The following is a 12,897-nucleotide window of genomic DNA, read 5'->3' on the forward strand; positions in this document are numbered from 1 at the left end:
CCGATCCGTTCAAAAGGGGGAACGGGAATGATGAACAAAAAAAACTCGATGCGCGGCCGCGGCCTTACACTTTGCACCACGGCGCTTGTGCCGCTCGCAATCCTCGCCGAACCGGCGAGCGCGATGGCCGCCGAGCAGGAAAGCGCTGTCGCCTCCGAACCCGATGTGACAGGCAATGAGATCGTCATCACTGCGCAGCGCCGAGCCGAACGGCTGCAGGATGTTCCGGTTTCGGTTGAAGTGGTCGGCGCGATCGAACTTCGCACTGAAAACCTCACTTCGCTCGTCTCGCTGGCGCGGCAAAACCCCTCGATCAAGGTTCAGGGCAGCGGCCGATCGAGCAATTTCTTCATTCGCGGTACCGGCTCAGGCGAAAGCCAGTCGTTTGATCAGTCGGTCGGCACATTTGTCGACGACATCTATCACGGCCGCTCGCGCAATTCCGAAGCGACGTTCCTGGACATAGAACGCGTCGAAATTCTGAAGGGGCCGCAGACGACGTTTTTCGGCAACAACGCCATCGCCGGCGCCTTCAATATCGTATCGGTCAAACCCTCCGACGATCTGACAGGCTGGGCACGCGCGCTGCTGTCGCCGACGAGCGGCGAGAGCAGCGGTCAATATGCGCTGGAAGGCGCTGCGACACTTCCGTTCACCGACAGTTTCCAGCTTCGCGTCGCGGGCACGATGAACGGCCAAAAGGGCGTTTACCGCAACGTCGCCACCGGGAAATCCGCTCCCGACCTGGAGAATTTCGCGTTTCGCGCAACGGCCCGCTACGCACCGACGCCGGGCTTCGAAGCCCTGTTGAAAGGCGAAATCAGCGAGAGCGTGAACAAGGGCGGGCTGGTGCTGCGGCAAACGCTGTGCCCACCGCCCGCGCCGTTCGCGGCCGCCGGCTTCTGCGCGCTCAATCTTGCCGCAGGGGCGCCCACCGGCCTCGACAACAGCCTCTACACGTCCAATCCGGGCAACTACAGCCGGCTCCGCAACAAGGAAACGGTGTTGACGCTGAACGCGGACGTTGGAGATCTCACCGTCAGTTCAGTGACGGGCTATTACGAGTATGATTTCACACTCTCGCTCGACAACGATGGCACCGCGACACAACTGCTGAACGTGCACGCACCGGAAGACTACCGGCAGTTCAGCCAAGAGCTGCGCCTGACATCTCCCGTCGGCCAGCCGCTGGAGTTCATGGCAGGCCTCTATTTTCAGGACGATAAACTCGACATCCAGCAGGACATCGGATTTTTCTTTCTGACCCCCAACCTTTCGGCGCCGCCGGTGTTCGCGCCGCTCGTGCCCTATCTGCCGATCGCGCAGCAGGTGCTGGCAACCCAGAACGGACGTACCTATTCCGCGTTTGGCACGCTGACCTATAACGTTACCGATGCTCTCAAGATCAGTGCAGGCCTGCGCGGCAGCATCATCGAGAAAAGCTTCGACTGGATGTTGCAGTTCGGCACGGCAACCACCGCCTATGGGAACATCGCGCCCTTCCCGTCCTCGCTCCAGTCGCTCGCCGGCCTTATCGGAATCGGCACGCCGGGCAGCGTCAGCCTGAAGCGCACCGACAAGCAACTGATGCCGTCGGCGCGCATACAATATGATGTCTCCGACGATATCATGGCCTACGCGTCTTATGCGCACGGCTTCAAGGCGGGGGGTTTCAGCGTTGCGGAGCTTTCCGCCAATCCGGCGAACTATCCCTTTGAACCGGAGAAGGTCGATGCTTACGAAATCGGCCTGAAGGGTGAATTCCTGGATCGCCGCCTGACGGTCAATCTCGCCCTGTTCCGCAACGATTTCTCGGACCTGCAGGTCGTCATCAACGGCACCAACTCCGCCGGTGCGCCGGTGAACTTCGTACGCAATGCCGCGCAGTCCCGCGCGCAGGGCGTGGAGCTGGAAACGGCGCTGAGGGTCACGGATTATTTCCGCGTATCCGCCTCCGGAACCTACCTGGACTCGAAGTACCGCAACTATCGGGATGCCGGTGCGACATACGCACAGCAGCTGGCCGCCATTCTGGCGGGGCGCAACCCTTCGGCCGAGAGACAGGATCTGAGCGGCCGGCAAACGCTTTATGCGCCGAAATGGAGCGGTTCGGTTACGGGTACGTTGACAGTGCCGGTGGCAAGCGAGACGGAGTTGATCGCAGAGGCGACCGGCATATTCTCTTCACGCTACCACACGATCTTCACGCTTGATCCGCTTGCCGAACAGGATGGCTACGCAAGGCTGGACGCACGCCTCTCCGTTGAATTCATGGACGGCAAGCTCGGCTTCGACATCATCGGCAAGAACCTTACGAACACGGTCGTCCGCACGTTCTCGGGCTATCAGCCGAACTCCCGCGGAAGCTTTTTTCAGGATCGTCAGCCCTTCCGCAGCGTCGCCTTTCAGGCCCGCTACAGCTTCTGACGGGCTTGGACCCATATCTCTCAAGAGGAACCAAGTTCGTGGCTGATCAGGCACTGTCCGAGGAATTTCAGGAACTTTATACGGCATGGGGCGAGGCGATCGCCAACAAGCGGCACGACTGGCTGGAAGCCTTCTTTGCGGAGGATTTCCTCGGAACGGCGCAGCCGTGGCCCACGCTTCGGGTCAACAAGCAGCAGATGATCGATCTCGACAAGGCGATCGATGCGATGGAAACCAAATGGGTCAAGGTCGAGGCCCAGCGTATCGGCGATGAAGTGCTCACCATCGGTCACGTCCGGTATATGCGCGAGGAGTTCCGTGAAGGCGCATCCATCGGGGACGGGATGCCGAGCGGACAGCAGATCGCCGAACTCACCAAGGGCAAGGTTGCCGTCTATCTGAACGCCTGGCGGCATAACGGAGACCATTGGCAGTGCTATGACCACCATCTGGTCGCGGTCATCGAAGACAAGGGCTTTGAATGAGGCCCCGTGCACAGGTTGACGCTTTCCACGGCACCATGCAGGAATGACTGCGTCATAGAAGCATGGATGTTGAGATCGTGAAAAAAGAAGGCACCATCGGCCCTGAACAGCTCTCGGAGCTGGAGCTTGGGCTAACCGTCCTGTGGAACTCGGTGCGGCGCTGGATGAACCAGCGGAGCAAGGCCAGCCTCATCGCCGGACTTTCCGACCTCGACACGTTCCTGCTCCACCTTCTCGTCTACCGGGAGCGCCCGCTGCGTGCCACCGACCTCGCCTTTGCCCTCTCGATCGACGACATGCATCTCGTTTCCTACTCGTTGAAGAAGCTCGTCCGGCTTGAAGCCGTGAAGACAGCACGTCTCGGCAAGGAAATGGTCTATTCGGCTACGGAAAAGGGGCAGCAGCACTATGCGGAGTACCTTGCGGACCGGAAACGCTACCTGGAACCGGCAATGCGCTATTTCAGTGCAGGCGAATTCGATGCCGAGGGACTGAAAGATCTCTTCCGCGCCATGTCCGCGGTCTATGAACAGGCAGCCAGGGCGGCAGCTTCGGAGAAAGGCTCCTGACCAATTTTCATTGGCCCCAAGCAACGAATTGAAACCGCAAACGCGGTTCAACTCGGACAATGAATGGCGTAAGTATCGGATGTCGAGCACATTCACGGAGACCGGCAATCCCGTGACATCTCCGTCGCAGAAAGCGGCCAGCAACACGAAAGACGACAAGGGCCAGCTAGAGCCGCCCCGAAGCCCGAACGGACAGGCAGGAAACTCGCGCGGGCACACTCGAAATAAATGTCTCGAATTTTGCCTATGCCGGAGCTCGTCTGACGCAACCAATTGATGGGCTCATGTGTTGTCTTGCTGCGCAGACCCCCCATGCCAGCCCCAGGATGCCAAGATGAAGCTCAACGCCCCCCATGCGTATTTTCCATCTTCGCTTCAGCACATCGCGCTGATCGGCAACAGCGCACCCCGACGCTGCGGTATCGCGACGTTCACGACAGACTGCCGCGAGGCTCTTCAGGCGGCATTTCCACAGCTGCGCATCGATCTCTATGCCATGAAGGGCACGGAAGAGGCGGACGCTTATGCCAAGGACATCCATCTTCTGGACGAGCAGGATACCGGCACTTATTTCGAAGCGGCCAAGGCTATCGAGGAAAGCGGTGCTGAAGCCATCTGGCTGCAGCACGAGTTTGGAATTTTCGGCGGCAGCGGCGGCGATTTCATCCTGCACCTGCTCTCGCATACACGTCTGCCGCTCGTCACGACGTTCCACACGGTTCTCGAGCATCCGGATGCAGACCAGCGCCGGGTGATGAATGCATTGCTCGCGCGAAGCGGCCGTATCATGGTGATGGCTGAACGCGGGCGGGCGATTCTGCGCGAGACATACGGCACGGCCGATTCGCGTATCAGCGTCATTCCGCACGGCGTACCTGACCGCGCCTGCGTCGATCCCGGTATGGTGAAGCCGCGCTTTGGCTGGTCCGATCGCGAGGTGATCCTGACATTCGGCCTGCTTGCGCCCGACAAGGGCATTGATACGATGATCCGCGCGATGCCGATGATTGCCGCGCGGCATCCGGACGCGCTCTACGTTGTGCTCGGCGCAACACACCCCAACCTGCTTCGGACTGAAGGCGAGACGTATCGGGAGCAGCTCCACGCGCTCAGCCGCGACCTCGATGTCGAACGGCACGTCACCTTCGTCGACCGGTTCGTCGCTCAGGACGAACTGCTCGATTACCTTCAGGCTGCGGACATCTACGTAACCCCATATCTGAACCCGGCGCAGATCACCTCGGGTACGCTCAGCTATGCGGTGGGCCTCGGCAAACCGGTGGTATCCACGCCCTATCTCCATGCCACCGAAATTCTGGATGACGACCACGGCATCCTGGTCCCGTTCCGCGACAGCAGCGCCATGGCGGAAGCGGTGTCAGGTCTGCTTTTGAACACGCGTACACGACTCGCGTACAGCGCGCGCGCCTACGAGCGTGGCCGTTCGATGCTCTGGTCCGAGCTTGCGCGGAAAACACATGCACTTCTCGCTGCAGCCTGCGCCGAGACACCCGCGCGACTATCACCGAGGCCCGTAGAGACAATCCTGACACCCGATGCCAGCGCCATACTGCGTATGAGCGACCCCACAGGCATGTTTCAGCACGGCACGCTCGCGGTACCCGACCGCAACCACGGCTATTGCACGGATGACAACGCCCGCGCGCTTATCCTCATGCATCGCTTGCCGGCACTCGATGATCCCGAGCGCGACAAATGGACCGCCGTCTATGCCGCCTTCCTTCAGCACGCCTGGAACCCGGCGCGCGGCCGGTTCCGTAACTTCATGAGGTACGACCGCAGCTGGTGCGAAGAGGAAGGATCCGAGGATTCCTGCGGCCGCGCGCTATGGGCGCTCGGCGTGACTGCGCGCGAATCGCCCTTCGCCAAATACCGGGAATGGGGTCTGCGACTGTTCGAGACGGCAGCCGACACCATGACGCTCGAGTCGCCGCGGGCAAGCGCGTTCGCGATGCTTGGAGCCATCGCCGTGCTCGATGCAAAGCCAGACCACGTTGCCGCGCGCTATATCGCCGAAAGCGCCGGCACCCGACTGCTTGCATTGCTCGATGCCGCGCGCCGACCGGACTGGGCGTGGTTCGAAACCGTCCTTGCATATGACAATGCGCGGCTTCCAGAAGCCCTTCTTGCTGTGGGAAGCCGGTTGCAGAATACTGCGTTCGTCGAGAATGGGCTTGCGACACTGCGCTGGATCGTCGAACGGCAGACCTCAAGCGCCGGCCATTTCCGCCCCGTCGGGTCCGAGAGTTTCGGGCGGCATTACAAGCATCCGCTGCCGTTCGATCAGCAGCCGCTCGAGGCGCATGCCACGATCGAGGCCTGCTTGGTGGCTTTCGAAGTGACGCACGACCGGCACTGGCTCGATGTCGGGAGGAGTTGCTACCAGTGGTTTCTGGGTCACAACGATCTCGGCACTCCACTTGCAACCCGCAACGATGGCGGTTGTTTCGACGGACTGAACCCGGTTGGGACCAATCGCAACCAAGGTGCGGAATCGCTACTTGCCCTGCAGCTGTCCTCCTGTGCAATGATCAGGCTTTCGAAACTCGCCGAATTGGTGGCAGAAGAGCATCCGGCGGAAAAACTCTCCGCCTGAGCCGGAGAGACAGGTCCGAACCTTGCACCCAATCCAGACGTTACCCCTCCGCCTGAACGCAGACCCGTCACGGGTGGTGGTGCGCCCCTTCCACCTCGGTTGGCAGGCGACCAGCGCTGCCCCCAGCCGAAGCCGGCGCATCGTCGATGCCGTGCTTGCTCTCGACGAGCAGACGGTGGCTGACGAACTTGCGCTTGTGATGCGCGATTTCGAGGCCCGTCACTGGCAGACGCGGAAAGTGTTCATGACGCGTTGCGACGAAGTGGCCACCATGCTGGAGCTCGACACCTGCCATCTCAGCGGGGCACGGCGGCAGCTCATCGGCGCCTATTTCTGCCATGAATACAGCTATGCCGCCGCCGCGCTGATGAATCCGAGCGTCGTTCCACATGTCGATCAGAGCGGCCTTGACGAAAAAAACCTGCGCATCGTCCTATCGCTACGCGCCGTTGGCGAGGGGCATATTTCCTCCATCGCCTTCCGCGAGGGCATTCTGGCTCCCAATGGCAAGCTCCAGCTGGCGCCTGAGCCGCCGTTCGCCACTGCGGCCGATGCGCACGACCCCGACGACAAGTTGCAGGAGGGGCCGGTGTGCGTGTACCGCAATGCCGACAGCACGCTGTCCGGCACGGTGCTGTTTCCGATCACGCCCGCGCAGACCAACGGCCTTGAAGACCTGCGCCTCCTTCGCTTCGAACACGACGATGGAAGCTACGAATGGCTTGGCACCTACACCGCCTACAATGGACGCGAAATCCGCTCCGAATTGCTCTCGACCCGGGATTTCCGCAGTTTCCTTCTGACGCCGCTTACCGGCAGGGCCGCGCGCAATAAGGGCATGGGCCTGTTCCCGCGCAAGATCGACGGCCGTTATCTGATGGTCGGCCGGCAGGACGGGGAGAACCTCTACCTGATCTCGTCCGATACGCTCACGCACTGGGATGAAGGCACATTGCTGCTTACGCCCAAATACTCCTGGGAGCTGCTGCAGATCGGCAATTGCGGGGCGCCCATTGAACTCGACGAGGGCTGGCTCGTGCTCACCCACGGCGTCGGCGCAATGCGCAAGTATTCGATCGGCGCCGTGCTGCTCGACAAGACCGACCCCTCGCGCGTGCTCGGGCGTACCGCCACACCGCTTCTCGCCGCCTCCGAGGAGGACCGCGAGGGTTATGTGCCGAACGTCGTCTATACGTGCGGCGCGCTCCGCCACGGGGATTGCATCTTCATGCCCTACGGAATTGCCGACAGCACGGTGGCTTTCGCCTTCATGCGTATCCCGGATCTTCTCGCCGCGCTTTCTTGATCGACCGCCGCAGATAATATTCGCGTCGACGATCACCCGCATAAAAGGGAGCCGGGGCTAGGGATGTTCCGGCAAAACGGATCGCGTCAACCGGGAGTATCCCACGTGTCGAGGCTTGCCCTTCTGGTCCTCATCGCCATTGTCGCCTTCGGTGGACTGGCGGCGTATCGCTGGACGGAGCGCCATCCCGAGCATGTGCCGTGGGCGCCTCTCGCACTCGCGCACCCCGTGGGACGCTTCACCCCGCTCAAACTCGAACGCCTGCGCACTGACTTCGCCGCCTGTCGCGCCCTTCTGGATGAAGCGAACATCGCGTATCGGGCCCTTCCTCCCGTGCACGCCAATGAGACTTGCGGTTACGCTGACGGTGTTCGCTTCACGGCGGACGAAGGTATCGGCTATTCGCCGGCTGTCGCGGCTTCGTGCGTCGTCGCCGCAGGTCTCCGGCTTTGGGAGCGAGAGGTCGTCGAACCGGCGGCGATGCGGCATTTCGGACGCGGCGTTACTGGTATCACCACCTTTGGGACCTATGCGTGCCGCCGGATCGGCAGCGGATCACGAGGCCGTTTTTCGGAACACGCCCGCGCCAATGCCATCGACATCGCCGCATTCACGTTGGTCGGGGGCGCACAGGTTAGCATTGCCGCGGACTGGAACGGCGACGCCGCGAAGGCCGCGTTTCTAAGCGAAGTGCGCGATGGTGCCTGCCGAATCTTCGGCACGACGCTGTCCCCTGATTATAACGCCGCCCATCACGATCACCTGCATCTCGACCAGGCGCCGCGAGGGGGGATCACTGTTTGCAGTTAATTGCGCGGCCCCGCCCTAGGCAAGCATACGGACCGCTGGCTCCCGCTCCCAGTAGCGCTTTCCGGCAGCCTTCGTGAAGTTATCGAGATCGACCACGCCCTCGTCCGGCTCAACCCCCGCCTTGTCGAGCAGCGGTTGTGCTTCGGGCGTATGCCCGATCGCCTTGAGGTGCCCGAACGCATCCATCACGAACTGAATTGCCGCGGCTTCGCCGAGCAGCGCAGCGCAGCCCTCCCGAGAGAGCACAAGCGCGGCCGCGTCCACCATCACGGAAGGACAGCCAGCCAGCTGCGCATCAGCCTTGCGGATAGACCCGTCGGAAAGCTTCGCCCCGCCCACCTTGGGTGCGATCACAACCGCCTGTGCGCCGGCCGATCCGATCGCCTTCAACAGCCTGTCGAGCGCTTTCACATCCGTACCGTCAGCGATAAGCACACCGACCGAACGGCCTTCCAGCGTATCCAGATCCAGCGGGCCATCGATGATCCTGAGCGCGGGGGAAGGATCGAAATCCTGGACCGGAACGGCGGATTTCGAAGCTTTCGGCAGGGACATCGCAAGGCCCTCGGCGACGCGTTTCGCGAGGTCGGGGTCCACGTTCAGAAGGTTGGCCAGCATTCGCGTGCGGACATGCTCCAGGCCGACCTTGGACAGTTCGAACACCAGCGCAGAGGCCAGATGCGCCTGCTCCGCGGGATGCAGCGACCGGAAGAACATCCGCGCCTGACTGTAGTGATCGGCAAAACTTTCGGGCCGGATGCGCAGCTTGTCGCCTTGCTCTTCCGCCGCATCGCGGCCGGCCACCGTGGCGAAACCCGTGACGGGACATTCGCGGGGGCCGGTCACTTCGCCCGCATCGCCAAGGCTGTTGGGTTCATAGTTCGCGCGGCCCTGCGGGGTCAGCATCTGCATGTGGCCATCGCGCTGGAAGTTCATCACCGGACACTTCGGCGCGTTGATGGGGATCTGATGGAAATTCGTCGATCCCAGCCGCTTCAGCTGTGTGTCGAGATAGGAGAACAACCGCCCTTGAAGCAGCGGATCGTTGGTGAAATCGAGGCCAGGGACGATATTGGCCGGGCAGTATGCAACCTGCTCGGTTTCCGCGAAGAAATTATCCGGATTGCGATCCAGCACCATGCGGCCGATGGGCCGTACCGGCAGCATTTCCTCGGGGATGATCTTGGTAGGATCGAGCACGTCAAAGGGCAGGCTGTCGGCGAATTTCTCATCGAAGGCCTGAATGCCGAGTTCCCATTCCGGATAGTCGCCGCGTGCGATCGCCTCGAAGAGATCGCGGCGATGGAAATCGGGATCGGCGCCTGCGATCTTCACCGCCTCGTCCCATACCGTAGAGGCGAGACCGAGCTTCGGTTTCCAATGGAACTTCACGAATGTGGATTTGCCCTTCGCGTTCACCATCCGGAACGTGTGGATGCCAAAACCCTGGATGGTGCGGAGCGTGCGCGGGATCGCCCGGTCCGACATTGCCCACATGATCATATGGGTCGATTCGGGCATCAGGCTGATAAAGTCCCAGAACGTATCATGCGCCGAGGCGGCCTGCGGATAGCCGCGATCCGCCTCCATCTTCACCGAATGGATGAGATCGGGGAACTTGATCGCGTCCTGAATGAAGAACACCGGAATATTATTGCCGACAAGGTCCCAGTTGCCCTCCTTCGTATAGAACTTCACGGCGAACCCGCGCACGTCACGCGGCGTATCCACCGACCCCGCACCGCCCGCAACCGTGGAGAAGCGCGTGAACAGGGGCGTGCGCTCGCCTGGGCGCTGGAAGAGGTCGGCCTTGGTCAGATCGGCAAGGCTTTCATACACCTCGAAGAAGCCATGCGCAGCCGAACCCCGTGCGTGCACGATGCGCTCCGGGATACGCTCGTGGTCGAAATGAAAGATCTTCTCGCGCAGCACGAAATCTTCGAGCAGCACAGGGCCACGCGCGCCAGCCTTCAACTGGTTCTGGTTGTCGGAGACACGAATCCCTTGATTCGTGGTGAGATGGCCTTCCGCCTCGCGAGGGCCTGCCTTCGGCACCTGCTGGTGCGTTTCGCCCCCAGTCCCCTGGCGCGTTTCAAAGCCTGTTCCCTTGGAATTCACTTTCGGCATGACCCATCTCCCGGATGATCGCATGAACGCCCAACGGCGGCCGGCGCCTGATGTTCCGGGGACGGATGCTCAGGAAGGGAATCGATAGGGATCGAAGCAGGCTGCATCCGGATCGGAATGGCCGTCCAGTTCGGCAGTGATCAGTTCCGTCGCCAATGCAGCGAAAGTGACGCCGTTGCCGCCGAACCCGCTGGCGAGCCAGATACCTTCGTGATTGGCAGCACGGCCAATCGCCGGCAGCCCGTCGGGCGATGATCCGAACGCTGCGCCCCACGCGCAGTCGACGGGCACATCGTCGCGTCCGATGATCTTGCCGAGCTTTGCCTGCAACGTACCTCGCTTCACACCGATGAGCGCGTCTCGCCGGGCGCCGTCTTCGAAGCTTTCATCCTCACCACCCGCGATGACACGGCCGTCGGAGGTAGCACGCGCGTAAATATAAGGACTCGATGCCTCCCAGATCATCGCGCTCTCGCGCCAGAGTGGTGCCGTTCCGGGCGGCGTCGCGATGGCATAGCTGGAACTGACCGAGAACGCTTCAGGCAGGAACAGCCGCGCGCGTTCGTAGCCGGTGGCGAGGATCACATCGCGCGCGGTCACGGACCGGCCCTCGGCCGTATGGAGAATATTTCCCGCATCGCTCTGTTCGATGGCGATGATGTCCACCGGATACGTGACCGTCGCGCCATGCTCGCGGGCGCGCGCCAGCAGGCTGAGCGTCAAGCGGACCGGATCGACCTCGTAGCCGCCCTCCGACAGGAGGGCCGCGCGCGCCGGAAGACCGAACCGTGAGGCAACGGCATCGCCATCCAGAAAGGTCGAGGGGAGTCCGGCGGCGCGTCTCGCTTCGCACTCCACAGCGAGGGCGGTCTCGTCGAGCAATGTTCCCGCCAGATAGAGTTCGGGCCTGTCCACACGTGCTGCATCGATAGAGAGGCGATCGATCCGTTCCGCCAACGCACGCACGGCGGCGTGAACGCGGCGCCAGCGGCGGGCCGCCTCGTTCACCCCTATGCGGCTTGCCAGGTGCGTCAGCGGCACATCCGCCGCCCACATGGCGAGCGCAGTGGACGCCGCCGTGCTGCCATGACCCGGCGGCCTGCGGTCGAACAGAGCCACGCTCCGCCCCGTGGCCGTCAAACGTTCCGCAAGCATGGCGCCCATGACCCCCGCCCCGACGATGGCGATGTCGACGTCATGATCGGGGAATGCATCGGAAACGACCGCCTGATGGCCCTCGGGCTGCCAGCAAGAGGTGCCACCACGAAGGTTCCGGGTTTCGGTGAGGGGCATGAAGCATTTGTTCCAGGGAATGTTTGGCCAGATAGCCACGATCTCGATCGATCCGAACAACGATCATGTTCACAATCTGTTCCCAAACCGCTAGACGCGCGATGTGAGCACGGTCCGCAAGATCATCCATATCGACATGGACGCTTTCTTCGCGTCGGTGGAGCAGCGCGACGATCCGGCGCTGAGAGGGAAGCCCGTTGCCGTCGGCCACGGTGCCGCGCGCGGTGTCGTTGCCGCCGCAAGCTATGAGGCGCGTACGTTCGGTGTGCGTTCGGCGATGCCTTCGGTGTCAGCGCTCCGGCGATGCCCTGAACTCATCTTCGTGCGCCCCCGCTTCGACGTGTACCGAGCCGTTTCCAGGCAAATTCACACGATCTTCGGCGATTACACCGATCTCATCCAACCGCTCTCGCTTGATGAAGCCTATCTTGATGTCACCGCGAACCGCCGCGGCATCGCAACAGCGTGGGAGACCGCGAAGGAAATTCGCGCACGCATCGTGTCCGAAACCGGACTCACAGCGTCGGCGGGCGTTTCCTACAACAAGTTTCTCGCAAAGCTCGCCTCCGATCAGCGGAAGCCGAACGGCCAGTTCGCCGTCACGCCCGAGATGGGCGCCGCGTGGGTCGAAACGCTGCCGGTCGCGCGCTTTCACGGCATTGGCCCCGTGACGGCAGCGAAGATGAAGCGGCTCGGCATCGAAACGGGCCGCGACCTCCGCGAAAAGCCCCTCGCCTTTCTCCGGCAGCACTTCGGCAGTTCGGCGGAATGGTATCACGCGATCGCCCGCGGCGAAGACAATCGGCCCGTCGATCCCGACCGCATACGCAAGTCATCGGGTAGCGAGACCACGTTCGAGCGGGATCTCACCGAGGACGAGGAAATCGAGGCCGGCGTCCTCGGGCAGGCCGACGACGTCTGGGCATGGTGCGAGAAAGCGCAGGCGTTCGGGCGCACGGTCACGGTCAAGGTCAAGTATCAGGATTTCACGCAGATCACGCGCAGCCGCAGCGACACGGCGCCTGTGAACAGCCGGGAACGCCTTCGCGAAACCAGCCTTTTCCTCATCCGCAGCGTGTTGCCGACACGCAAGGGGATCAGGCTTGTAGGCGTAACGGTTTCGAACTTCACGCCGATGGACACGGTCGAGGAGACGCTGCCGCTGTTCTGAACCCTCCGGCGACGATCCTGAAGATCACGCGCACCCCTCGCAGAAAAGCGCGCAGCGCGGCCCAAGCCGAGAGACGTTAACCTTTCTAAGTC

At 62.1% G+C, this 12,897-nt stretch carries 9 protein-coding genes; 7 read left to right on the forward strand and 2 right to left on the reverse strand.

Annotated features, from left to right (window positions below; genetic code table 11):
• The first annotated feature begins 27 nt into the window (after window positions 1–27).
• The 6 genes from AAC014_RS05485 to AAC014_RS05510 all read left to right on the forward strand — a co-directional run bounded on the left by AAC014_RS05485 (window position 28) and on the right by AAC014_RS05510 (window position 8,214).
• Window positions 28–2,427, forward strand: a complete 2,400-nt coding sequence (locus tag AAC014_RS05485) for a TonB-dependent receptor (RefSeq protein ID WP_339705202.1) — start codon at window positions 28–30, stop codon at window positions 2,425–2,427.
• Window positions 2,428–2,465: 38 nt separating this feature from the next.
• The gene (locus AAC014_RS05490; protein WP_339705205.1) at window positions 2,466–2,912 is read left to right on the forward strand and encodes a hypothetical protein; all 447 of its coding nucleotides are present in this window, start codon (window positions 2,466–2,468) and stop codon (window positions 2,910–2,912) included.
• Window positions 2,913–2,989: 77 nt separating this feature from the next.
• Complete coding sequence (locus AAC014_RS05495) at window positions 2,990–3,481, forward strand: winged helix DNA-binding protein (RefSeq protein ID WP_160119164.1); 492 nt, start codon at window positions 2,990–2,992, stop codon at window positions 3,479–3,481.
• A gap of 334 nt (window positions 3,482–3,815) precedes the next feature.
• Window positions 3,816–6,098, forward strand: coding sequence for a glycosyltransferase family 4 protein (locus AAC014_RS05500; protein ID WP_339705211.1), 2,283 nt, complete (start codon window positions 3,816–3,818; stop codon window positions 6,096–6,098).
• Between the two features lie 22 nt (window positions 6,099–6,120).
• Window positions 6,121–7,404: a glycoside hydrolase family 130 protein gene (locus AAC014_RS05505; RefSeq protein ID WP_339705214.1), complete on the forward strand. Its 1,284-nt coding sequence runs from the start codon at window positions 6,121–6,123 to the stop codon at window positions 7,402–7,404.
• A gap of 105 nt (window positions 7,405–7,509) precedes the next feature.
• Complete coding sequence (locus AAC014_RS05510; RefSeq protein WP_339705217.1) at window positions 7,510–8,214, forward strand: extensin family protein; 705 nt, start codon at window positions 7,510–7,512, stop codon at window positions 8,212–8,214.
• Window positions 8,215–8,229: 15 nt separating this feature from the next.
• On the opposite strand, the gene AAC014_RS05515 is transcribed toward AAC014_RS05510, so the two are convergent.
• A complete protein-coding gene (locus AAC014_RS05515) occupies window positions 8,230–10,341 on the reverse strand; it encodes a catalase (protein WP_339705220.1) in 2,112 nt (703 codons plus the stop codon).
• Between the two features lie 69 nt (window positions 10,342–10,410).
• Window positions 10,411–11,634, reverse strand: coding sequence for an FAD-dependent oxidoreductase (locus tag AAC014_RS05520; protein ID WP_339705223.1), 1,224 nt, complete (start codon window positions 11,632–11,634; stop codon window positions 10,411–10,413).
• 103 nt (window positions 11,635–11,737) lie between these two features.
• On the opposite strand from AAC014_RS05520, the gene dinB reads away from it, so the two are divergent.
• Window positions 11,738–12,805 carry a DNA polymerase IV gene (dinB, locus tag AAC014_RS05525; RefSeq protein WP_339705226.1) on the forward strand — a complete coding sequence of 356 codons (1,068 nt, stop codon included), beginning with the start codon at window positions 11,738–11,740 and terminating at the stop codon, window positions 12,803–12,805.
• Window positions 12,806–12,897: the final 92 nt, after the last annotated feature.

The sequence above is a fragment of the uncultured Sphingosinicella sp. genome (assembly GCF_963974575.1).
GTDB lineage: Bacteria > Pseudomonadota > Alphaproteobacteria > Sphingomonadales > Sphingomonadaceae > Sphingosinicella.

What these genes read in the sequence shown, in the direction of transcription:
- AAC014_RS05500 (WP_339705211.1), top strand. Translation starts at nt 3,816, where the DNA reads ATGAAGCTCAACGCCCCCCATGCGTATTTTCCATCTTCGCTTCAGCAC.
- AAC014_RS05520 (WP_339705223.1), bottom strand. Translation starts at nt 11,634, where the DNA reads ATGCCCCTCACCGAAACCCGGAACCTTCGTGGTGGCACCTCTTGCTGG.
- AAC014_RS05515 (WP_339705220.1), bottom strand. Translation starts at nt 10,341, where the DNA reads ATGCCGAAAGTGAATTCCAAGGGAACAGGCTTTGAAACGCGCCAGGGG.
- AAC014_RS05485 (WP_339705202.1), top strand. Translation starts at nt 28, where the DNA reads ATGATGAACAAAAAAAACTCGATGCGCGGCCGCGGCCTTACACTTTGC.